Source organism: Pigmentiphaga sp. YJ18, assembly GCF_038066655.1.
In the GTDB taxonomy this organism is placed as follows: Bacteria; Pseudomonadota; Gammaproteobacteria; order Burkholderiales; family Burkholderiaceae_B; genus Pigmentiphaga.
In genome coordinates this window covers 197324-218050 of sequence record NZ_JBBUKU010000006.1, presented here as the reverse complement: position 1 = coordinate 218050, position 20727 = coordinate 197324, and the positions used below count along the sequence as shown (strand labels likewise).

The following is a 20727-nucleotide window of genomic DNA, read 5'->3' as shown; positions in this document are numbered from 1 at the left end:
GGGTTATTGGCAGGCTTCGCATTCTTCGAAGCCAGGGTCACCCGGCTTCATGGTGCATACCGCCCCGACGATTTCCGGTTCCGGAAGGTTGGTGCCCGACGCGGACATTCCCGCATTGGACGATGCCGTGGGCACGGCGTTCAATTCGCCGCCGCGTCCGGTCGATTTTTCAGCGCTGGTCGCACCCAGGGTGCGCAGGTAGTAGGTGGTCTTCAGGCCGCGCTGCCAGGCCAGCTTGTAGGTCTCGTCCAGCTTCTTGCCCGACGCGCCCGCCATATAGATATTGAGCGATTGCGACTGGTCGATCCACTTCTGGCGACGTGCCGCGCATTCCACGAGCCAGCGGGGCTCTACCTCGAAGGCCGTCGCATACAGCTTGCGCAGCTCGGGAGGCACCCGGTCGATCTTGGCGAGACTGCCATCGAAGTACTTCAGATCCGCGATCATCACCTCGTCCCACAGCCCGAGCTTCTTGAGATCACGCACCAAGTAATCGTTGACGATCGTGAATTCGCCGGAGAGATTCGATTTGACGTACAAGTTCTGATAAGTCGGTTCAATGCACGCAGATACGCCAATGATATTGGAAATCGTCGCCGTCGGGGCAATAGCGATGCAGTTGGAATTGCGCATGCCGTGCAGTTTGATGCGCTCGCGCAACGCATTCCAGTCCATCGACGCGCTTTCATCGATGTCGACGTAGCCGCCGCGCTCTTCGCGCAGCAGCTTGATGGAGTCCTGCGGAAGAATGCCGCGGTCCCACAGCGAGCCTTCGAACGACGAGTAGCGGCCGCGTTCTTCGGCCAGTTCGGTCGACGCGAGGTAGGCGTAGTAGCACACCGCTTCCATCGAGCGGTCGGCGAATTCGATGGCGGCATCCGAGGCGTAGGGCACGCGCATGATGTGCAGCGCGTCCTGGAAGCCCATGATGCCCATGCCGACCGGGCGATGGCGCAGGTTGGAGTTGCGGGCCTTGTCGACGGCGTAATAGTTGATGTCGATCACGTTGTCGAGCATGCGCATGGCGACGTGGACCGTGCTGCGCAGCTTGTCGTGGTCGAGCTCGACCGTGCCGTCGGCGTTGGTCTTCAGGTGCGCGACGAGGTTGACCGAGCCCAGGTTGCAGACCGCGATCTCGGACTCGTTGGTGTTCAGCGTGATCTCGGTGCACAGGTTGGAGCTGTGGACGACGCCGACGTGCTGCTGGGGCGAGCGGATGTTGCAAGGATCCTTGAACGTGATCCACGGATGGCCGGTCTCGAACAGCATCGACAGCATCTTGCGCCACAGCGACATGGCGGGGATCTTCTTGAACAGCTTCAGTTCGCCGCTGGCGACCTTGGCTTCATAGCCCAGGTAGGCCTGCTCGAATTCCTTGCCGACCTTGTCGTGCAGGTCGGGGCAGTCGGACGGCGAGAACAGCGTCCATTCGGCGTTGTCCATGACGCGCTTCATGAACAGGTCGGGGATCCAGTTGGCCGTGTTCATGTCGTGGGTGCGGCGGCGCTCGTCGCCGGTGTTCTTGCGCAGTTCGAGGAACTCCTCGATGTCCAGGTGCCACGTTTCGAGGTACGTGCACACGGCGCCCTTGCGCTTGCCGCCCTGGTTGACCGCCACGGCGGTGTCGTTGACCACTTTCAGGAAGGGGACGACGCCCTGGCTTTCACCGTTGGTGCCCTTGATGTGGCTGCGCAGCGCGCGCACGGGCGTCCAGTCGTTGCCCAGGCCGCCGGCGTACTTGGCCAGCAGCGCGTTTTCCTTGATGGCGTCGTAGATGCTTTCCAGGCTGTCGGCCACCGTGGTCAGGTAGCACGACGACAGCTGCGAGTGCAGCGTGCCGGCGTTGAACAGGGTCGGCGTCGAGCTCATGAAGTCGAACGACGACAGGATGTTGTAGAACTCGATGGCGCGGGCTTCGCGGTCGGTTTCTTCCAGGGCCAGGCCCATCGCGACGCGCATGAAGAAGGCCTGCGGCAGTTCGATGCGGGTGCCCTTGATGTGCAGGAAGTAGCGGTCGTACAGGGTCTGCAGGCCCAGGTAGGTGAACTGCAGGTCGCGCGTATCCTTCAGCGCCGCGCCCAGGCGCGCGAGGTCGAAGGTGGCCAGCTTGGCGTCAAGCAGGCCGCCCTCGATGCCGCGAGCGATGAACTGCGGGAAATATTCGGCGTAACGCGTGGCCATGGCAGCCTGTTCGACCTCCTCGCCCAGCACTTCCTTGCGGATGGTGTGCAGCAAGAGACGTGCCGTGACGGTGCTGTAGGCCGGATCCTTTTCCAGCTGCGAGCGCGCGGCCAGGATGGCGGACTTGAAGATCTCGTCGGTGGAGACGCCGTCGTACAGGTTCTTGACGGTTTCCTTGAAGATGCCCTCGGCCGAGGCGAATTCTTCCAGGCCCGAGCACGCGGCCTGGATGATGGCCTGCAGGTGCTGGGGGTCGAGGGGGATGCGCAGGCCGTTCTCGGTGACGTGCACGACGGCCTGGTCGGACGAGGTGTGCATCAGCGCGCGCTGCTGGGCGCGTTTTTCACGGTACAGCACGTAGGCGCGCGCGACGTCATGCTCGCCGGAGCGCATCAGCGCCAGTTCGACCTGGTCCTGGATGTCTTCGATATGGACGGTGCCGCCGCTGGGCTGGCGGCGGATCAGCGCGTGGACGACCTGTTTGGTCAGGCCTTCGACGAGCTCGCGCACACGCGCGGAAGCAGCGCCCTGGCCGCCGTTGACGGCCAGGAAGGCCTTGGTCAGCGCGATGGAAATCTTGCCGGGTTCGAATCCGACCACGGCGCCGTTGCGCCGGATGACCTTATGGTCGGAATACGCGGTCTGGTCGGCTTCGGTCTGTGCGGGCTTGGAAGCTAGCGGCGCAGCGGTCGATTGGGCCGAGGGAGTCGAGAGTTGCATAAGGCCTCCTGGATGCATGAAGGCGCGGGGGGCCGCGCCGGTACTCGGTGTTCTGGGATTTGCAGCGAAATATTCTGGATTACAAGGGCGTCAGGCCGCGCCGGAGCGCGGCTTGGGGCCTAACGACGAAACGCGGAGCGGCATGCGCCGCCGCACGTCCGGGCTGGTATGGATAAGCCATGTTTTCCCCCTCCCTTGCAGCGCGGGCACTACATCTAGTGGTGTGTGACCGGCAAGGCACTAATTCTAGGGGGGTGCTGATTGTACGGCAAGTGTCAAAATGTTGCTGGCGGAGAGAATCCGGCGCTCGCATAGGCAATTCGGGCTCTATTTATTAGACAGCTAGCAACCATGCGTGTTTCACGCGGAAAGGTGCACGAAGCAGGCGTGAAATGCGGCATTTGCAGCGCGTGAAACAGAGCGGGCGTGGCCTGAGCCTGAACGGGCCGGGGTTGGCGAGGGCGAGATTCTACAGGAGGGGGAGGGCGGTCCAGCCGGTTTCGCGGCCGTAGCGGGCCCAGTCGAAGGCGGGGCCGGGGTCGGTCTTGCGGCCGGGCGCGATGTGTTCGTGGCCGCGGACGGCTTGCAGGGGGTGGCGGGCGCGCAGGGCGGGGGTCAGCCAGGCCAGGGCGCGGTACTGGGCGTCGGTGAAGGGCAGGGTGTCGCAGCCTTCGAGTTCGATGCCGATGGAGAAGTCGTTGCAGCGCTCGCGGCCGGCGTAGCACGAGACGCCGGCGTGCCAGGCCCGCCGGTCGGTGCTGGCGAACTGGACGATGGCGCCGCCGCGGTCGATCAGGAAGTGGGCCGAGACCTTCAGGCCGCGCAGGCAGTCGAACCAGGGATGGGCGTCGCAGTCGAGGGTATTGGTGAACAGGGCTTCGACGTAGGGGCCGCCGAATTCGCCGGGCGGCAGGCTGATGTTGTGCAGGACCAGCAGCGAGACGTCCGTGCCGGCCGGCCGTTCGTCGGTGTTGGGGGAGGGGACGCGGCGCACGGCGGGGTGGTCGATCCAGCCCCGGTCGTCCAGCCGGGCGGCGGTGTTCATTTGCCGGGGCCCTTCAGCGAATGGGCCAGGCTGCAATAGTTATAGCCCTTGCGCCGCACGGCTTCGGACGGCGGCAGGTGGATGCCGCAGTGGGCGCAGCGCACCATGCCGTCGGCCGGGAAGCGGCTGGCATCGGCGCGGCGCGATTCGCGGCGGTGGCCCTTGACGGCGCTGCGGGCGGCGATGCGGGCCACGAGCAGCGCGGCCACGATGACGAACACCCAGAAAAGTAGCTTGCCCATGGTGGTTGGGGGTCCTGGTTTCGGTTGCGCGGCTAGCGGTGCAGGATGAATTCGAGCACGAACCGGGTGCCGGTGTAGGCCAGCAGCAGGAAGGCGAAGCCGACCAGCGTCCAGCGCAGCGCGATGCGGCCGCGCCAGCCCCAGACCTGGCGGCCCAGCAGCAGCAGGCCGAAGGTCAGCCACGAGAGCAGCGTGAAGACGGTCTTGTGGTCCAGCGGCAGGGCGGTGCCGGACAGCGACTCGGAAATGACGATGCCGCTGATGACGGCCAGGGTCAGCAGCACGAAGCCGATCCAGATCAGCCGGAACAGCAGGCGCTCGAGCACCAGCAGGGGCGGCACGGCGTCGAACAGGCGGGCGTAGACCCGGGCCGAATGCCGGGGCTGGGGCGGATTGCTGGCCGAGATATCGTGCAGGCGCCGGTCGGCCGAGGCCATCAGCAGCGCGTGCAGGGCGGCGATGGTGATCATGCTGTAGGCGGCCAGCGCGATGGCCAGGTGCACGCGCAGCCAGCCGCTGTCGGCGTGGGCGATGACGCGGCCCTCGGGAAAGATCACGGGCAGCACGGTGCCGATCACGCCCAGCGGCATCAGCCAGAGCCGCAGGCCGCCGATCGCGACCCACAGGCTTTCGGCCCAGAAGACGACCAGGCCCAGCCACAGCGCGGCCGAGATGCCCAGGGCGAAGCCCAGTTTCAGGTTGCCGTCCCCCAGCATGGCCTGCTGGACCGCGAGGCCGTGCACGATCAGCACCAGCGCCAGCCCCAGGCGCTCGGCGGAGCCGGTCCGGGGTTCAGGGTGCGACGAGACGGCTCGCCACGCGAGTACCGTCAACAAGGCGTAACCGGCCGCGGCCAGTGCGTGCAATACAATTCCCATATCCATGGAAGTGTAAGCGAATCCCATTCATGCTCGATAACCTTACCGCTCGCCTGTCGCGCGTCGTCAAGACCCTGAAGGGGGAAGCGCGCCTGACCGAGGCGAATACGCAGGAAATGCTGCGCGAAGTCCGTCTGGCGCTGCTGGAAGCCGACGTGTCCCTGCCGGTCGTGCGCGAGTTCGTCGCGCGGGTCAAGGAAAAGGCGCTGGGCGAGGACGTCACGGGCAGCCTGACGCCGGGCCAGGCCCTGGTCGGGGTGGTCCACAAGGAGTTGACCGCCCTCATGGGCGGCGACCTCGGGCCCCACGCCAGCGAGCTGTCGCTGGCCCAGCAGCCGCCGGCCGTGATCCTGATGGCGGGCCTGCAAGGGTCGGGCAAGACCACCACCACGGGCAAGCTGGCCCGCTGGCTGGCCGAGGGCGGCCATGTCCAGGCCGGCCGCAAGACGGGCAAGAAGAAGGTGCTGGTGGTCAGCGCCGACGTCTACCGTCCCGCCGCCATCGAGCAGTTGAAGACCGTGGCGGCGCAGGCCGGCGTCGATTTCCTGCCCTCGTCCACCGACCAGGCGCCCGAGGCCATCGCCCGCAACGCGCTCGACCATGCCCGCAAGCACCACTACGACGTGCTGATCGTCGATACGGCCGGCCGCCTGGGCATCGACGAGGCGCTGATGAACGAGATCCGCGCGCTGCACGCCCTGCTCGACCCGATCGAGACCCTGTTCGTGGTCGACGCGATGCTGGGCCAGGACGCGGTCAACGTCGCCAAGGCCTTCAACGACGCCCTGCCGCTGACCGGCGTGGTCCTGACCAAGCTAGACGGCGATGCGCGCGGCGGCGCGGCGCTGTCGGTGCGCCACGTGACCGGCAAGCCGCTCAAGTTCGTCGGCGTGTCCGAGAAGCTGTCCGGCCTCGAGCCCTTCCATCCCGAGCGCATGGCGCAGCGGGTGCTGGGCATGGGCGACATCCTGTCGCTGGTGGAAGAAGCCCAGCGCGCGATCGACGTCGACGAGGCGCAGAAGCTCGCCGCCAAGCTCAAGTCGGGCGACAAGTTCGACCTGAACGATTTCCGCGCCCAGATCGCGCAGATGAAGAACCTGGGCGACATGGGCTCGCTGCTGGAGAAGCTGCCGGCGCAGTTCTCGCAGGCAGCCTCGCAAATCGACAGCAAGCAGGCCGGCAAGCAGATCCGCCGCATGGAGGGCATCCTGAACTCCATGACCGAGCTCGAGCGTGCCAAGCCCGAACTGATCAAGGCCTCGCGCAAGCGCCGCATCGCCACCGGCGCCGGCGTGCAGGTGCAGGAGGTCAACCGCATGCTGTCGCAGTTCGAGCAGATGCAGTCCATGATGAAGCAGATGAAGAAGGGCGGCATGGCCAAGATGATGCGCGCCATGGGCGGCATGAAGGCGCTGCGCGGCATGAAGGGCTTGCCTGGACTCAAGTAAAGCCCCGACAATCGCGGTTCCGTGGCCCCGTCTCCAGGAACGATGAGCGTAGCACCGCAGCCAGGCCGTCTAGTGTGGGATGCCGCAACCGGGGCCGGGCGCCTGTCGGTCGAAGGCGACTGGACGCTGGCGGGCTTCGAGGCCCTGCGCCGCGAGGTGGCCCGGTTCGATGCGGGCGCCCAGGTGCGCGCGCTGGACCTCGGCCGGCTGGGCGCCCTGGACACCGCGGGGGCCTCGCTGCTGGTCGACCTGCTGGGCGCCGAGCGCCTGCCCGGGCTCCTGGCCACCGGGCCCCAGGTGGACGCCTCGCGCCGCGCGCTGCTCGACACCATCATCCGCGCCCAGGGCGCGGTCCAGCAATGCAAGCCGCCCGAGCCGCCTTCTCCGGTGGCCGAACTGCTGTGTCATGTGGGCGAGGCTGCCGAGCAGTTCTGGAAGCACGCCGTGGGCCTGTGCGGGTTCATCGGCCTGACACTCGAAGGCCTGGGCCGTTCGCTGTTGCGTCCGCGCTCGTGGCGGATCACGGCCACCGTCGCCCAGATCGAGCAGATCGGGCTGAACGCGGTCCCCATCGTCGCCCTGCTGACCTTCCTGGTCGGCGCCGTCGTGGCCTTCCTGGGCGCCACGGTGCTGCGCGACTTCGGCGCCACGCTCTACACCATCAACCTGGTCGGCTTCGCCTTCCTGCGCGAATTCGCCGTGCTGCTGACCGCCATCCTGATGGCGGGCCGGACCGCCAGCGCCTTCACCGCGCAGATCGGCTCGATGAAGGCCAACGAGGAAATCGACGCCATCCGCGCGCTGGGCCTGGACCCCATCAACATGCTGGTGTTGCCGCGCGTGCTGGCCATGCTGGTGTCGCTGCCGCTCCTGACCTTCATGTCCATGCTGACCGGCATCGCGGGCGGCATGGTGGTCTGCGCCTGGAGCCTGGACATCCCGCCGTCGCTATTCCTGTCCACCCTGCGCGAGAGCCTGGATGTGCGGCATTTCTACGTGGGCATCGTCAAGGCGCCCATCCTGGCCTTCATCATCGCCGTGATCGGCTGCCTGGAAGGCTTCAAGGTCAGCGGCAGCGCCCAGTCCGTGGGCGAGCACACCACCTCCAGCGTCGTGCAAGCGATCTTCATGGTGATCCTGATCGACGCGCTGGCGGCGTTGTTCTTCATGGAGATGGGATGGTGACGGCCGACGAACCCATCGTGCGCGTGCGCGGGCTGGTCAACCGCTTCGGATCCCAGACCGTGCACGAGGACCTGGACCTGGACATCCGCCGGGGCGAGATCCTGGGCGTGGTGGGCGGGTCGGGCTCGGGCAAGTCGGTGCTGCTGCGTTCCATCGTGGGGCTGCGGCGGCCGACCGCAGGCAGCGTGCAGGTGTTCGGCCAGGTGCTGGACGAGCTGTCCCCCGAGATGCGCTCGCGCCAGGAGCGCCGGATGGGCGTGCTGTTCCAGCGCGGCGCGCTGTTCTCCTCGCTGTCGGTGACCGAGAACGCCGCGCTGCCGCTGATCGAGCACGCGGGCCTGGCCCGGCCCGAGGCCGAGCGGCTGGCGCGGCTCAAGCTGGCGCTGGCGGGGCTGCCGGTCGAGGCTGGCGCCAAGTCCCCGGCCTCGCTGTCGGGCGGCATGGTCAAGCGGGCGGCGCTGGCGCGCGCCCTGGCCCTGGATCCCGACCTGCTGTTCCTGGACGAGCCCACGGCGGGACTGGATCCGATCGGCGCGGCCGCCTTCGACGACCTGATCCGCACCTTGCGCGATGCGCTGGGGCTGACCGTGTTCCTGGTCACGCACGATCTGGACACGCTCTACGCCATCTGCGACCGGGTGGCGGTGCTGTCGCAGCGCAAGGTGCTGGTGGTGGACCGGCTGGAGGTGGTGGAGCGGGTCGACGATCCGTGGATACAGGAGTATTTCCAGGGGCCGCGCGGACGCGCGGCCTCGCGGGCGGCCGAACGGTCGCGCAAGGAGGAGTAGATGGAAACCCGGGCGCATCATGTCGTGATCGGCCTGTTCCTCGTCATCGCGGTGACGGGGGCGCTGCTGTTCGCGCTGTGGCTGGCCAAGAGCCATTCGGACGCCAGCGTGGCGCAGTTCGATATCGTGTTCAATGAAGCGGTCAACGGGCTGTCCGAGGGCAGCGCCGTCATGTACAGCGGCATCAAGGTGGGCGACGTGGCGCGGCTGCGGCTCGATCCCGTGGATCCGCGCAAGGTGGTGGCGCGGATCCGGATTGCCAGCGACGTGCCGGTCAAGGAGGACACGGTGGCGCGCCTGCGCCTGACCGGCGTGACGGGCACCTCGGTGATCCAGCTCGGCAGCGGCACGCCGGAAAGCCCGCGCCTCCTGCCCAAGGGCGACGAGGTGCCGGTCATCGTGGCCCTGCCGTCGCCGATCACCCAGCTGCTGGCGGGCGGCGAGGACCTGATGCTGAACATCAACGAAATGGTCGCCAGCGCGCGCCAGATCATGTCGCCCCAGAATGCCCGGCAGATCAGCCGCATCCTGGAGCACCTGGAGGAAAGCACGGCCGAGCTGGCCGCGCAGCGGGAAGGGTTCGCGAAGCTGAGCGGGCAACTGGGCGAGATCGGCCGGCAGACGTCCGAGGCGCTGGCCAAGGCCAATTCGCTGATGACGCACACCGACGAACTGGTGGGCTCGCACGGCAAGGAGACCATGCAAAGCGCCCAGCAGGCCATGACCTCGCTGGCGCGCGCCAGCGACAGCATCGACCGGCTGGTGCAGGAAAATCGCGGCGCGCTGGGCAGCGGCGCGCAAAGCCTGAGCGAACTGGGCGGCGCGCTGCGCGAGATGCAGGCGACGATGGCATCGCTGCGGGCCATCACCCGCCGCCTCGAGGACAATCCGGCCGATTACCTGCTGGGCCGCGAACAACCCAAGGAGTTCACCCCATGAGACGCGCGGGCGCAATCATCCGTTGGGCGGGCATGTCGCTGGCGGTGCTGGCTTCGGCGTGCACGCTGCTGCCGGAACAGAAGACGGTCGACATCTACCGGCTGCCGGCCGCGCAGGCGGCGGCTTCCCCGGGGGGGCAGGCCCAGGCCTGGTCGCTGCGCCTACGCAGCCCCCATGCCAACGCCATTCTGGACAGCGCGCGCATCGCCGTCATCGTCCAGGGCGACCAGATCAGCACCTATGGCGGGGCGCGCTGGACCGACGCGCCGCCGACATTGGTGCGCACCCGCCTGGCCCAGGCCTTCCGGCTGGACGGCCGCGTCGCCTCGATCTCGACCACGGACAGCAACGTGCGCGCGGACCTGGAACTGGACAGCGACCTGCGGGCCTTCCAGAGCGAATACCGGGGCACGGTGCCCCATGCGGTCGTCAGCCTGGATGCGCGCCTGATCTCGACCTCGACGCGGCGCGTGGTGGCCTCGCGCAGCTTCGAGGTCGCGCAGCCGGCCGGCGGCACCGAGGTGCCCGCCGTCGTGGCGGCCTTCGGCCTGGCCACCGACGCGCTGGCCGCGCAGGTGGTCCAGTGGGCGGTGGAGCAGGGCGCTGCCGCTCACCCCAGCAGGCCGGAGTAGTCGCCGCCCGTACCGGGATTGTGGATGTCCTCCTTTGTGGATACTATCAACTATATGGTTGATTTCATCAATCATATACAGGCGCCCGCCAGCGGCGCCGATGACCACATGGCCAAGGAGACGTTCGATGATCGTTCTGGAAAGGGTGGGGCGCAGGGTCGGAGGTGTGTTCTGCATGGCGGCGGCCGCTTGGGCGGGAGGAAGCGCCTGGGCCGCCGAGCCATCCGCGGCGGGATTTCCATCGCGCACGGTGCAGGTAATCGTGCCCTATCCGCCGGGCGGCCTGACCGACGGACTGGTCAGGCAGTTGGCGGCTGAGCTGGGCCAGGCCTGGAAGCAGAGCGTGGTCGTCGAAAACCGGGGCGGCGGGGGCACGACCATAGGCACCGCGCAGGTGGCGCGCGCCCAGCCCGATGGCCACACCCTGCTGTTCACCAGCACGGGCCTGGTCACCAACCAGATCTTGATGAAATCGCTGCCCTACGAGGCGGACGCGCTGTCCGCCGTGGCGATGGGCGGTACCGCGCCCAACGTGCTGTACGTGCGGCCGGGGCTGCCGGTCCAGTCGGTGGCCGAGTTGGTCGCCTACGCGAAGGCGCGGCCCGGCGAAGTGAAGTTCGCCTCGACCGGGAACGGCTCGAGCCCGCACCTGACCGCCGAACTGCTCGCCTCCCGCGCGGGCATCTCCATCCTGCACGTACCCTACAAGGGCGCGGGGCCGGCCCTGACCGACCTGCTGGCGGGCCACGTCGACGCCATGTTCCATTTCCCCGCCTCGCTTGCCCTGGCGAAGCAGGGCAAGCTGCGTGCGCTGGCCGTGGCCGCCGACGAGCGCCTGGCCGATGCGCCGGACCTGCCCACCGTGGTGCAGGCGGGCGTGCCGGGCGTGGTGTCCGGCAGCTGGTTCGGGTTCTTCGTGCCGTCCGCGACGCCGGCGGCGATCCAGGACAGGATCCATCGCGACGTGGCACAGGCCCTGCGAGCGCCGACAGTGCGGCGCTACATGCAGGAATCGGGGCTGGTGTCCCCGCCCATGTCGCGCGCCCAGTTCTCGGCCTTCATCACGCACGAGCGCGACAAATGGGCCGAGCTCATCCGGACGCGCAACATCCGGCTGGAGTAGCCTAGGCCAGCCGGGCCAGGGTGGCGGCCAGCGCTTCGCCCACGGGGATCTTGGCGGCTGCTTCGTCGCCGCGTCCCTGCAGTTCGACCTGCCCGTCCTTCAGGCCGCGGTCGCCGATGGTGACGCGGACCGGCACGCCGATCAGTTCCCAGTCGGCGAACATCACGCCCGGGCGCTCGTCGCGGTCGTCCAGGATCGCGTCGACGCCTGCTTCCTTCAGGCCTTCGTAGAGCTTGGTCGCGGCCTCGCGCACCGCTTCGCTCTTGCCCCAGCCCACCGGGCAGACGACCACTTCGAACGGCGCCAGCGCGCGCGGCCAGATGATGCCGCGCCCGTCGTGGTGCTGTTCGATCGCGGCGCCCAGCAGGCGCGTGACGCCGATGCCGTAGCAGCCCATCTGCAGCAGCGCGGGTTTGCCGGTCTCGTCCAGGTAGGTGGCCTTGAGCGCCTCGGAATACTTGGTGCCCAGGAAGAACACGTGGCCGACCTCGATCCCGCGCTGGATCGCCAGCGGGCCGCTGCCGTCGGCCGACGGGTCGCCGTCGACGACGTTGCGCAGGTCGGCCACCAGGTCGGGCTCGGGCAGGTCGCGTCCCCAGTTCACGCCCACGTAGTGGTGGTCGGCCTGGTTGGCGCCCGTGACGAAGTCGTGCAGGTTGGCCACGGTGCGGTCGGCCACCACCTTGACCGGCTTGGCGGTGCCCACGGGCCCGATGAAGCCGGGCACGCAGCCGAAGTGCTCGACGATCTCGGCATCGGTGGCGAACCGGTAGCCGTGGTCCAGGCCGGGAATCTTGCCGGCCTTGATCTCGTTCAATTCGTGGTCGGCACGCAGCAGCAGCAGCCAGATCTGGGCCGGCTTGCCGGCTTCTTCCGGCTCGACCGCCAGGGCGAGGGACTTCACGTGGCTGGCCAGCGGCAGGCCCAGCAGTTCGGCCACGGCCTCGCACTTGGTGGCACCGGGGGTGGGCATCTTCTCCAGTGCCCGGCCGGGCGCCGCGCGCTGGGCGACCAGGCAGGGCGCCTCGGCCAGCTCGATGTTGGCGGCGTACTGGGTGGCCGGGTTGTAGACGATGAGGTCCTCGCCGGTGTCGGCGATGACCTGGAATTCATGGCTGCGCGTCCCGCCGATGGAGCCGGTGTCGGCCGCCACGGCGCGGAAGGTCAGGCCCATGCGGGCGAAGATGCGCATGTACGCGTCGTACATGGCGTCGTAGCTCTTCTGGGCGGCGGCCTCGTCGCGATCGAAGGAATAGGCGTCCTTCATCGTGAACTCGCGGCCCCGCATGACGCCGAAGCGCGGCCGGCGCTCGTCGCGGAACTTGGTCTGGATGTGGTAGAAGTTCTTGGGTAGCTGGCGCCAGCTGTGGATCTCGTTGCGGGCGATGTCGGTGATGACTTCCTCCGAGGTCGGCTGCAGCACGAAATCGCGGTTGTGGCGGTCCTTCATGCGCAGCAGCTCGGGGCCGTACTGCTCCCAGCGGCCCGATTCCATCCACAGCTCGGCCGGCTGCACGACCGGCATCAGCAGCTCGAGCGCGCCGGCGCGGTTCATTTCCTCGCGGATGATGGCCTCGATCTTGCGAATGACCCGCAGGCCGATGGGCATGTAGGTGTAGATGCCGCCGGCCAGCTTGCGGATCATGCCCGCGCGGGTCATGAGCTGGTGGCTGACGATCTCGGCGTCGGACGGTGCTTCCTTGAGGGTGCCGATATGGAACTGCGATGCGCGCATTGCGGTGCTCACGTGGATGGATACGAGTTTGGCCCCCCTGGGCCTATAATTGACTCAATTGTATGAGAATCGCTGGGGTGGCTCATGCTGGATCGTGAAGGTTACCGTCCCAACGTCGGCATCATCCTCGTCAACCAGAAGAACGAGGTCTTCTGGGGCAAGCGCGTCAACGAACATTCCTGGCAGTTTCCGCAGGGCGGCATCAAGCACGGTGAGAGCCCTGTCCAGGCGATGTTCCGCGAGCTCCATGAAGAAGTGGGCCTGCGGCCCGAGCATGTCCGCATATTGGGTAGAACACGCGACTGGTTGCGCTATAACGTGCCCGACCACTTCGTCAGACGCGAATGGCGCGGGCACTACAAAGGTCAGAAGCAGATCTGGTTCCTGCTTCGCATGCAGGGGCGCGATTGCGACGTCTGCCTGCGGGCCTCGTCGCATCCTGAATTCGACGCGTGGCGCTGGAGTTCCTACTGGGTCCCGCTGGAGTCGGTCATCGAATTCAAGCGCGACGTGTATACGCTGGCCCTGAACGAGCTTGCGGTCGTGCTTTTCCGCCGGAACCACGAGACCCGGTACCTGCGCCAGCACATCGGTTCGCACCGACGCGGCCAGGGTGAACCGGCACCGCTGTCCAAGGAAGCGCCCGAGGTCTGAACCCCCGCGACCCCCTGCGCGGGGTTCGGGTATCGTGTCGGGTGCAACCTGTATATGGAAAACACTTATGCCTAGTCAGTTCGCCGGGGCGCGCCCGATGCGTCCCGCCCGCCGGGCCCTGCGCGCCGCCGCCTGGGCCGGCGCCGGATGCCTGGCCTTGTTACTCGCCGCCTGCGGCAGCCAGCCGCGCGGCGATGGCAACTACCTGCTGGACGATATCGATGCCCAGCGCACCCTGCCCGATGCCGGATGGGAAGCCCTGAAGTCGGAGTTGCCGCCGGTGCCCACCGAGGCCGACGTGCTGCCGGTGGAAAACCTGTCGCGCAACGAGCGTTTCCGTTTCGGCGTGGATCCGCGCTCCATCCAGATCGCCCCGGGCCTGATCGTGCGCTATACGCTGCGCGCGGTCAGCGACCTGGGAGCCGAGAACATTTCGTACGAATCGGTCCGCTGCGGCACGCGCGAATGGCGCACCGTGGCCCTGTACCGGCCCGGCGCCGGCTGGCAGCGCCCGGTCCACGACGAATGGCGTCCCTTGCTGCCCAATACGATCCAGCACGTGCTGCGCAACGGCGTACTGTGCTCGGGCGGCGGCCCGGCCGGCGCCAAGGCGTCGGACCTGGCCTATCGCGTGCGCCACTGGGAGCGCTATGCCGACGCCATGGCGGGCCGCAGCATGCAGTAGCAGCGGATTCGCGGCACGGGCAAAAAACAAAAACGCACAGCCTCGGCTGTGCGTTTTGCGTGCCTGGCTACAGGCTTGTCGACCAGATCAATGGTCGGGGCGAGAGGATTCGAACCTCCGACTCCTGCGTCCCGAACGCAGTACTCTACCAGGCTGAGCTACGCCCCGACTTGTCGGTCCGGCCTGCCGGATACGGGCTTGTACAACTTGCCCGGCAGGCTGTCTTTCTTTTCAGCGATCTCGGTTGATCGCGAAAGCGCAGAATTCTAGCAGAGAATCTCGGAAAGCGGAAACGGGGTAGGTGGATATCGCCGCGACCGCCGCATCCGCCTCGATCCGGGCCCGGGCGCGGGTGTAGTCCAGGGCGTCCGATTCCCGGATGGCGGTGGCGACCGCGACGAAATCGCCTTCGCCGTTCTCGATGGCGGTGCGCACCAGCATCTGCTGCGCCGGCGTGCCCACGTCCAGCAGGCGGATCAGCGGCAGCGTGGGTTTGCCTTCGCGCAGGTCGTCGCCCAGGTTCTTGCCCAGTGCCTCGGCCTCGCCGCTATAGTCGAGCACGTCGTCGATCAGCTGGAACGCCGTGCCGGCGCGGCGGCCGTATTCCGCCGCCGCGGCTTCCTGCTCGGGTGTGGCGCCCGCCAGGACCGCGGCCAGCTGGGCCGAGGCCTCGAACAGGCGGGCGGTCTTGTAGCGCACCACCTGCAGGTAGCGTTCCTCGGTCACCAGCGGATCGTGCACGTTCAGCAGTTGCAGCACCTCGCCCTCGGCGATGACGTTGGTGGCGTCGGCCAGGATCTGCATGACGCGCACCGAGCCGGTCTCGACCATCATCTGGAACGAGCGGGAATGCAGGAAGTCGCCCACCAGCACGCTGGCGGCGTTGCCGAATACCGCGTTGGCCGTGGCCCTGCCCCGCCGCAGCGCCGATTCGTCGACCACGTCGTCGTGAAGCAGCGTGGCCGTATGGATGAATTCCACCACCGCGGCCAGCAAATGATGCTGTTGCCCCTCGTATCCCAGCGCCCGGGCGACCATCAGCAGCAGGGCGGGACGCATCCTCTTGCCGCCCGCGCCGATGATGTAGTCGGCAATGGTGCGGATGAGCGGGACGTCGGAGTCGAGTCGTGCCCGGATAACGGCGTCGACGCGCTGCATGTCGTCGGCGATGGGGGCGAACAGGGTCGGCAGGCTCAAGGGGAATCCGTGGGTAGACTGGCCGTTGCCGGCCAGGTGTGCAACAAAAGCCGAGATGCAACAACCGGCGGCATGGCGTGACTGGGAGGCCCGCGAGCGGGCGGCGGCGCCCGAAAGCGCCGTGGCAACGAAATTATACCGGGGCTGTGCGCGGGACGAGGCCGGGATTGACGCTCTGGCACAACTCCGGTTATAGTCTATGGTTCGACCCCTATTGGGGCTCGAGCTTTGAACAACCCAAGAGGTCATCCCATGTACGCGGTCATAAAAACCGGCGGAAAGCAGTATCGCGTTGCCGCTGGCGAAAAGCTGAAAATAGAACAGATACCGGCAGACATTGGGCAAGAGATCACGCTGGACCAGGTCCTGGCAGTGGGCGAAGGCGATCAACTCAAGATCGGCGCGCCTCTTCTGTCCGGTGCCGTGGTCACGGCCAAGGTTCTTGCACACGGTCGCCATGACAAGGTCCGCATCTTCAAGATGCGTCGGCGCAAGCATTACCAGAAGCGCCAAGGCCACCGTCAAAACTACACCGAAATCCAGATCGGCACCATTTCCGCCTGATGGGGGCCCGGCGCGGCCGGGCACCGGAATGTAGGCAAGAATCGGTAACGAACAAGCAGGAGTGCAAACATGGCACAGAAAAAGGGCGGCGGTTCCACACGGAACGGCCGCGACTCAGAAGCGAAACGCCTGGGCGTCAAGGCCTACGGCGGTGAATTGATCCCGGCTGGCTCGATCATCGTGCGCCAGCGCGGCACCCGTTTCCACCCCGGCGTCAACGTCGGCGTGGGCAAGGACCACACCCTGTTCGCGCTGGTCGACGGCCGCGTGCAATTCGCGGTCAAGGGCGCCCTGCGCAAGCATACCGTCTCGATCGACCCTGTGTAATAGACCCCCCCCTACGCGCTGACGCGCGCCCCCCAGGGGGCGGCACTGGCGGACTGGCGGAGCCAGATCCGCTGTGCCCTGGATCTGGGGGGCGGCTGCGTGGGGGAGTTCGAATAGGCAGTGGCGAGGGCTTTCGCGCTTCGCCAAAATAGCGCCGCCGCGCGATGTTACGCGTGGAGGCGTTTTTTATTATCATCGCAAGTTCTGCTTGCAAGGACTCTCAAGTCCCGCCCGAACGTGCCGGCGTCCCATTTCCGGGTGCCGTGGATCCGGTCCCGCCGGTTCGCCAGCGCTACCCTCTCTTGACGGGGGAACAGCCGTAGGCCGCAAGGGGGTGGGCTTCCCTTTATGAAATTCGTCGACGAAGCCACCATCGAAGTGATTGCCGGCAAGGGCGGCAATGGCGTGGCGAGCTTTCGCCGCGAGAAATTCATTCCCTTCGGCGGACCCGATGGCGGGGATGGCGGGCGGGGCGGCAGTGTGTATGCCGTGGCCGACCGCAACATCAATACGCTGATCGACTACCGCTACGCCCGCCTGCATCGCGCCCAGAACGGCGAGCAGGGTAGCGGTTCCGACCGCTACGGCGCCGGCGGCAGCGACATCACGCTGCGCATGCCGGTAGGCACCATGGTGTACGACGCCGAGACCAACGAGCTGCTGTTCGACCTGGCCACCCATGGCCAGAAGGTCGTGCTGGCCGCCGGCGGCAATGGCGGGCTGGGCAACCTGCATTTCAAGTCCAGCACCAACCGCGCGCCGCGGCAGTTCACCCACGGGCGTCCGGGCGAACAGCGCAAGCTGCGGCTGGAGCTGAAGGTGCTGGCCGACGTCGGCCTGCTGGGCATGCCCAACGCCGGCAAGTCCACGCTGATCCGCAAGCTGTCGAATGCCCGGCCCAAGGTGGCCGACTACCCGTTCACCACCCTGCATCCGAACCTGGGCGTGGTGCGCACCGACGCCGAGCGCAGCTTCGTGATCGCCGACATTCCCGGGCTGATCGAGGGCGCGTCCGAGGGCGCCGGGCTGGGGCACCAGTTCCTGCGCCACCTGTCGCGCACGCGCCTGCTGCTGCATCTGGTGGACGTGGCGCCCATGGATCCCACGGTGGACCCCGTGCACGAGGCGCGCGCCATCGTCGAGGAGTTGCGCCGCTATGACCCCGCCCTGTACGAGAAACCGCGCTGGCTGGTGCTCAACAAGGTCGACATGGTGGACGACCCGCAGGGACTGAAAGAGGCGTTCTGCCTGGAGTTCGACTGGGACGGCCCGGTGTTCTGCATTTCCGCGCTGGCCGGCGATGGCACCCAGGAACTGGCCTGGGCCGTCCAGAACTGGCTGGACGAGCAGCGCGAGGCCGAGCAGGCCTTCGACGAGGACCTGCGCTTCGTCGAGGCCCAGGCACCGGCGCCCAAGCCGGCGCCGGTCCGGCGCCGTCCGCGCCGCGTGCCGGCCGATGGCGGTGACGCGGGCGCCCAGACCCCCGAGGATGCCCCTGATACCGACGGTGGCGATGCCGGCGGCGAGGGCGGCGATGGTGGTGGCGACGGCGATTGAGTTCCACGATGAATAGCACTTCCGTGATCGCCGCCGCCCGGCGGCTCGTGATCAAAGTAGGCTCCTCGCTGGTCACCGACGAGGGACGGGGCCTGGACCGGAGCGCGCTGCTGCGCTGGGCCGGGCAGATCGCGCACCTGCGCGCGCTGGGCAAGGAGGTCGTCCTCGTGTCCAGCGGCGCCATCGCGGAAGGCATGCTGCGCCTGGGCTGGGACAAGCGGCCCACGCTGGTGCCCGAATTGCAGGCGGCCGCCGCGGTCGGCCAGATGGGCCTGGCGCAGGCCTACGAAAGCGTGTTCGCCGAACATGCGCTGCATACCGCGCAGATCCTGCTTACCCATGAAGACCTGTCGGACCGCACGCGCTACCTGAACGCGCGGTCGACGCTGTTCACGCTGCTGCGACTGGGTGTCGTGCCCATCATCAATGAAAACGACACGGTGGTCACCGACGAGATCAAGTTCGGCGACAACGATACCCTGGGCGCGCTGGTGACCAACCTCATCGAGGCCGATGCGCTGGTCATCCTGACCGACCAGGCCGGCCTGTATTCGGCCGATCCGCGCCGGAATCCCGACGCGAAGTTCGTGTCGCATGCGCGCGCGGGCGAACCGGAGCTGGAGTCCATGGCCGGCGGCGCGGGCAGCAGCCTGGGCAAGGGCGGGATGCTGACCAAGATCCTGGCCGCCAAGCGGGCGGCGGGCAGCGGCGCGCATACCGTGATCGCGTCGGGTCGTGAGCCCGACGTGCTGGTGCGGCTGGCCGGGGGAACCTGCATAGGGACCGAGTTGCGCGCCTCGCTGCCACTGTTGTCGGCGCGCAAGCAGTGGATCGCCGATCATCTGCAACTGCGCGGCCGCGTCACCGTCGACGAGGGCGCCGCCCTGGCGCTGACACGCGACCACAAGAGCCTGCTGTCCATAGGCGTGACGGCGGTCGAGGGCGAGTTCGAGCGCGGCGACGTCGTGGCCTGCGTGGACGCTTCCGGGAGGGAGCTGGCGCGTGGTCTGATCAATTATTCCTCCGGCGCCACCCGCCGCATCATGCGCCAGCCCTCGAGCCGGATCGAGGCGCTGCTGGGCAGCATGGAAGAGCCCGAGCTCATGCATCGGGACAACATGGTCATCCGCTAAGCGCGATGCCGGCGGTTCGACAATAAGAAACAGGTCGGGAGGATGCGGCGATGGACGCCGGGCCTGTCTTCCTGTTATTTTGTGTACGCTGTACACATTTACTGTTTCCGTTCCTTCCATCCTGCCATGCCGCGCGCCGGCATGAGGAGCTCATCCGTGAATGCCGACCTCGACCGCCGCAAACGCTGGCTGGCCTTGATGGTGCTGTGCCTGGGCGTGCTGATGATCGTGCTCGACACGACCATCGTCAACGTGGCGCTGCCCTCGATCCGCGACGACCTGAAATTTTCCGAGACCGCGCTGGTCTGGGTGGTCAACGCCTACATGCTGACCTTCGGCGGCTTCCTGCTGCTGGGCGGGCGGCTGGGCGATCTGTACGGGCACCGGCGGCTGTTCGTGGCCGGCATCGCGCTGTTCACCGTGGCCTCGCTGGCCTGCGGGCTGGCCCAGTCCCAGGCCATGCTGGTGACGGCGCGCGCGGTGCAGGGCCTGGGCGGCGCGGTGGTTTCGGCGGTGTCGCTGTCACTGATCATGATGCTGTTTCCCGAGCAGGAAGATCGCGCCAAGGCCATGGGCGTCTACGGCTTCGTGTGCGCGGGAGGCGGCAGCATAGGCGTGCTGCTGGGCGGCTTCCTGACCAGCGTGCTCAGCTGGCATTGGATCTTCCTGGTCAACCTGCCCATAGGCGCGGCCGTCTATGGATTGTGCATGGCGCTGCTGCCGGCCAAGGGCGGGCAGCCGGGCGAGCGGCTGGACATGGCCGGCGCGGCGGCGATCACCGCCTCGCTGATGCTGGCCGTGTATGCCGTGGTCAACGGCAACGAACGCGGCTGGACCTCGTTCCATACGCTGGGCCTGCTGGGCGCCGCCGCCGTGCTGCTGGCGGCCTTCCTGGCCATCGAGTCGCGGGTGCGCGCGCCGCTGATGCCCCTGGGGCTGTTCCGGCTGCGCAACGTGGCCACGGCCAACGCGGCGGGCGTGCTGTGGGCCGCCGCCATGTTCGCCGCCTTCTTCATTTCCGCGCTGTACCTGCAGGTGGTGCTGGGCTACAGCCCCATGCAGGTGGGGCTGGCCTTCCTGCCGGCCAACGTCATCATGGCGGTGTTCTCGCTCGGCCTGTCGGCCCGGCTGGTGATGCGCTTCGGCATCCGCGCGCCGCTGGCCTGCGGGCTGGCGGTGGCGTCGGTCGGACTGGCGCTGTTCGCGCGGGCACCGATCCAGGGCGACTTCCTGATCGACGTGCTGCCGGCCATGTCGCTGCTCGGCCTGGGCGCGGGCGTCGCATTCAACCCCATGCTGCTGGCGGCCATGAACGACGTGGATCCCCGCGATGCCGGCCTGGCCTCGGGCGTGGTGAATACCTCGTTCATGATGGGGGGCGCGCTGGGCCTGGCCGTGCTGGCCAGCCTGGCGGCGGCGCGGACGAACTTCCTGCTGGAGCGGGGCGCCGCCCAGGTTGCCGCGCTGAACGGCGGCTACCAGATGGCCTTCGCCCTGGGCGCCGCGTGCGGCGCGGTGGCCGCGGTCCTGTGCGCGATGCTGCTGCGCCCGCCCGCGGCCGCGCGGGCGGGCGATTCCGCGTCGACGGCGTAGCTACGCCTGGATAGCCGGTGCGTGGCCCGGTCGGGGTCAGGTGCGTGCGGGCGGCGCTCGCGCTACCATCTGCCTGCGTCTTGACCGACGCGTCCACGCAA

At 67.7% G+C, this 20727-nt stretch carries 19 protein-coding genes and 1 tRNA gene; 13 read left to right on the top strand and 7 right to left on the bottom strand.

Features of this window, described 5'->3' with window-relative positions; genetic code table 11:
• Positions 1-3: 3 nt before the first annotated feature.
• The 4 genes from WKR98_RS27765 to WKR98_RS27750 form a co-directional block, all read right to left on the bottom strand.
• Positions 4-2901 (bottom strand): ribonucleoside-diphosphate reductase subunit alpha, encoded by a 2898-nt coding sequence (locus WKR98_RS27765; RefSeq protein WP_124691160.1) that lies wholly within the window; start codon positions 2899-2901, stop codon positions 4-6.
• 469 nt (positions 2902-3370) lie between these two features.
• The gene (ampD, locus tag WKR98_RS27760; RefSeq protein WP_124691159.1) at positions 3371-3946 is read right to left on the bottom strand and encodes a 1,6-anhydro-N-acetylmuramyl-L-alanine amidase AmpD; all 576 of its coding nucleotides are present in this window, start codon (positions 3944-3946) and stop codon (positions 3371-3373) included.
• Positions 3943-4188 (bottom strand): PP0621 family protein, encoded by a 246-nt coding sequence (locus WKR98_RS27755; protein ID WP_124691158.1) that lies wholly within the window; start codon positions 4186-4188, stop codon positions 3943-3945. Before WKR98_RS27755 ends, ampD begins: the two co-directional genes overlap by 4 nt.
• 32 nt (positions 4189-4220) lie before the next feature.
• Positions 4221-5072: a cytochrome C assembly family protein gene (locus WKR98_RS27750; protein WP_341435260.1), complete on the bottom strand. Its 852-nt coding sequence runs from the start codon at positions 5070-5072 to the stop codon at positions 4221-4223.
• Between the two features lie 23 nt (positions 5073-5095).
• Between WKR98_RS27750 and ffh the strand changes: the two genes are divergently transcribed.
• The 6 genes from ffh to WKR98_RS27720 all read left to right on the top strand — a co-directional run bounded on the left by ffh (position 5096) and on the right by WKR98_RS27720 (position 11181).
• Positions 5096-6514: a signal recognition particle protein gene (gene ffh, locus WKR98_RS27745; protein ID WP_124691156.1), complete on the top strand. Its 1419-nt coding sequence runs from the start codon at positions 5096-5098 to the stop codon at positions 6512-6514.
• A gap of 42 nt (positions 6515-6556) precedes the next feature.
• On the top strand, positions 6557-7699 hold the full coding sequence (locus WKR98_RS27740) for an ABC transporter permease (protein ID WP_124691155.1): 1143 nt from the start codon (positions 6557-6559) through the stop codon (positions 7697-7699).
• Positions 7693-8487: an ABC transporter ATP-binding protein gene (locus WKR98_RS27735; protein ID WP_341435259.1), complete on the top strand. Its 795-nt coding sequence runs from the start codon at positions 7693-7695 to the stop codon at positions 8485-8487. Before WKR98_RS27740 ends, WKR98_RS27735 begins: the two co-directional genes overlap by 7 nt.
• Complete coding sequence (locus tag WKR98_RS27730) at positions 8488-9426, top strand: MlaD family protein (protein ID WP_124691154.1); 939 nt, start codon at positions 8488-8490, stop codon at positions 9424-9426. It abuts the gene before it with no gap.
• Positions 9423-10058 carry an ABC-type transport auxiliary lipoprotein family protein gene (locus tag WKR98_RS27725; protein ID WP_341435258.1) on the top strand — a complete coding sequence of 212 codons (636 nt, stop codon included), beginning with the start codon at positions 9423-9425 and terminating at the stop codon, positions 10056-10058. Before WKR98_RS27730 ends, WKR98_RS27725 begins: the two co-directional genes overlap by 4 nt.
• 127 nt (positions 10059-10185) lie before the next feature.
• Positions 10186-11181: a Bug family tripartite tricarboxylate transporter substrate binding protein gene (locus tag WKR98_RS27720; protein ID WP_341435257.1), complete on the top strand. Its 996-nt coding sequence runs from the start codon at positions 10186-10188 to the stop codon at positions 11179-11181.
• Between the two features lies 1 nt (position 11182).
• Here WKR98_RS27720 and WKR98_RS27715 read toward each other — a convergent pair whose 3' ends face one another.
• Positions 11183-12916, bottom strand: a complete 1734-nt coding sequence (locus WKR98_RS27715) for a proline--tRNA ligase (RefSeq protein WP_124691151.1) — start codon at positions 12914-12916, stop codon at positions 11183-11185.
• Between the two features lie 84 nt (positions 12917-13000).
• On the opposite strand from WKR98_RS27715, the gene WKR98_RS27710 reads away from it, so the two are divergent.
• Positions 13001-13570 carry an RNA pyrophosphohydrolase gene (locus WKR98_RS27710; protein ID WP_124691150.1) on the top strand — a complete coding sequence of 190 codons (570 nt, stop codon included), beginning with the start codon at positions 13001-13003 and terminating at the stop codon, positions 13568-13570.
• Between the two features lie 67 nt (positions 13571-13637).
• A complete protein-coding gene (locus WKR98_RS27705; RefSeq protein ID WP_124691149.1) occupies positions 13638-14255 on the top strand; it encodes a CNP1-like family protein in 618 nt (205 codons plus the stop codon).
• A 91-nt stretch (positions 14256-14346) separates the two neighbouring features.
• Here the strand turns inward: WKR98_RS27705 and WKR98_RS27700 are convergent.
• Both WKR98_RS27700 and ispB read right to left on the bottom strand, forming a co-directional pair.
• Positions 14347-14423, bottom strand: a tRNA-Pro gene (locus tag WKR98_RS27700).
• Positions 14424-14486: 63 nt separating this feature from the next.
• Positions 14487-15452 carry an octaprenyl diphosphate synthase gene (gene ispB, locus WKR98_RS27695; RefSeq protein ID WP_124691148.1) on the bottom strand — a complete coding sequence of 322 codons (966 nt, stop codon included), beginning with the start codon at positions 15450-15452 and terminating at the stop codon, positions 14487-14489.
• A 252-nt stretch (positions 15453-15704) separates the two neighbouring features.
• Here ispB and rplU point away from each other — a divergent pair, with 252 nt between their 5' ends.
• The 5 genes from rplU to WKR98_RS27670 all read left to right on the top strand — a co-directional run bounded on the left by rplU (position 15705) and on the right by WKR98_RS27670 (position 20626).
• A complete protein-coding gene (gene rplU, locus WKR98_RS27690) occupies positions 15705-16016 on the top strand; it encodes a 50S ribosomal protein L21 (RefSeq protein WP_087841668.1) in 312 nt (103 codons plus the stop codon).
• 69 nt (positions 16017-16085) lie between these two features.
• Positions 16086-16343, top strand: coding sequence for a 50S ribosomal protein L27 (gene rpmA / locus WKR98_RS27685; protein ID WP_087841667.1), 258 nt, complete (start codon positions 16086-16088; stop codon positions 16341-16343).
• A gap of 348 nt (positions 16344-16691) precedes the next feature.
• Positions 16692-17900, top strand: a complete 1209-nt coding sequence (gene obgE / locus WKR98_RS27680) for a GTPase ObgE (RefSeq protein WP_124691147.1) — start codon at positions 16692-16694, stop codon at positions 17898-17900.
• Positions 17901-17908: 8 nt separating this feature from the next.
• Positions 17909-19033, top strand: a complete 1125-nt coding sequence (gene proB, locus WKR98_RS27675; protein ID WP_341435256.1) for a glutamate 5-kinase — start codon at positions 17909-17911, stop codon at positions 19031-19033.
• Positions 19034-19174: 141 nt separating this feature from the next.
• Positions 19175-20626 (top strand): MFS transporter, encoded by a 1452-nt coding sequence (locus WKR98_RS27670; RefSeq protein ID WP_445936170.1) that lies wholly within the window; start codon positions 19175-19177, stop codon positions 20624-20626.
• Positions 20627-20727 lie beyond the last annotated feature (101 nt).

Excerpts from the sequence above, each read along its gene's own strand:
- rpmA (WP_087841667.1), top strand. The coding sequence starts at position 16,086 with ATGGCACAGAAAAAGGGCGGCGGTTCCACACGGAACGGCCGCGACTCA.
- WKR98_RS27740 (WP_124691155.1), top strand. The coding sequence starts at position 6,557 with ATGAGCGTAGCACCGCAGCCAGGCCGTCTAGTGTGGGATGCCGCAACC.
- WKR98_RS27670 (WP_445936170.1), top strand. The coding sequence starts at position 19,175 with ATGAGGAGCTCATCCGTGAATGCCGACCTCGACCGCCGCAAACGCTGG.
- WKR98_RS27715 (WP_124691151.1), bottom strand. The coding sequence starts at position 12,916 with ATGCGCGCATCGCAGTTCCATATCGGCACCCTCAAGGAAGCACCGTCC.
- WKR98_RS27725 (WP_341435258.1), top strand. The coding sequence starts at position 9,423 with ATGAGACGCGCGGGCGCAATCATCCGTTGGGCGGGCATGTCGCTGGCG.
- ffh (WP_124691156.1), top strand. The coding sequence starts at position 5,096 with ATGCTCGATAACCTTACCGCTCGCCTGTCGCGCGTCGTCAAGACCCTG.
- WKR98_RS27720 (WP_341435257.1), top strand. The coding sequence starts at position 10,186 with ATGATCGTTCTGGAAAGGGTGGGGCGCAGGGTCGGAGGTGTGTTCTGC.
- proB (WP_341435256.1), top strand. The coding sequence starts at position 17,909 with ATGAATAGCACTTCCGTGATCGCCGCCGCCCGGCGGCTCGTGATCAAA.
- rplU (WP_087841668.1), top strand. The coding sequence starts at position 15,705 with ATGTACGCGGTCATAAAAACCGGCGGAAAGCAGTATCGCGTTGCCGCT.
- WKR98_RS27705 (WP_124691149.1), top strand. The coding sequence starts at position 13,638 with ATGCCTAGTCAGTTCGCCGGGGCGCGCCCGATGCGTCCCGCCCGCCGG.
- WKR98_RS27710 (WP_124691150.1), top strand. The coding sequence starts at position 13,001 with ATGCTGGATCGTGAAGGTTACCGTCCCAACGTCGGCATCATCCTCGTC.
- WKR98_RS27735 (WP_341435259.1), top strand. The coding sequence starts at position 7,693 with ATGGTGACGGCCGACGAACCCATCGTGCGCGTGCGCGGGCTGGTCAAC.
- WKR98_RS27730 (WP_124691154.1), top strand. The coding sequence starts at position 8,488 with ATGGAAACCCGGGCGCATCATGTCGTGATCGGCCTGTTCCTCGTCATC.
- WKR98_RS27765 (WP_124691160.1), bottom strand. The coding sequence starts at position 2,901 with ATGCAACTCTCGACTCCCTCGGCCCAATCGACCGCTGCGCCGCTAGCT.
- WKR98_RS27755 (WP_124691158.1), bottom strand. The coding sequence starts at position 4,188 with ATGGGCAAGCTACTTTTCTGGGTGTTCGTCATCGTGGCCGCGCTGCTC.
- WKR98_RS27750 (WP_341435260.1), bottom strand. The coding sequence starts at position 5,072 with ATGGATATGGGAATTGTATTGCACGCACTGGCCGCGGCCGGTTACGCC.
- obgE (WP_124691147.1), top strand. The coding sequence starts at position 16,692 with ATGAAATTCGTCGACGAAGCCACCATCGAAGTGATTGCCGGCAAGGGC.
- ampD (WP_124691159.1), bottom strand. The coding sequence starts at position 3,946 with ATGAACACCGCCGCCCGGCTGGACGACCGGGGCTGGATCGACCACCCC.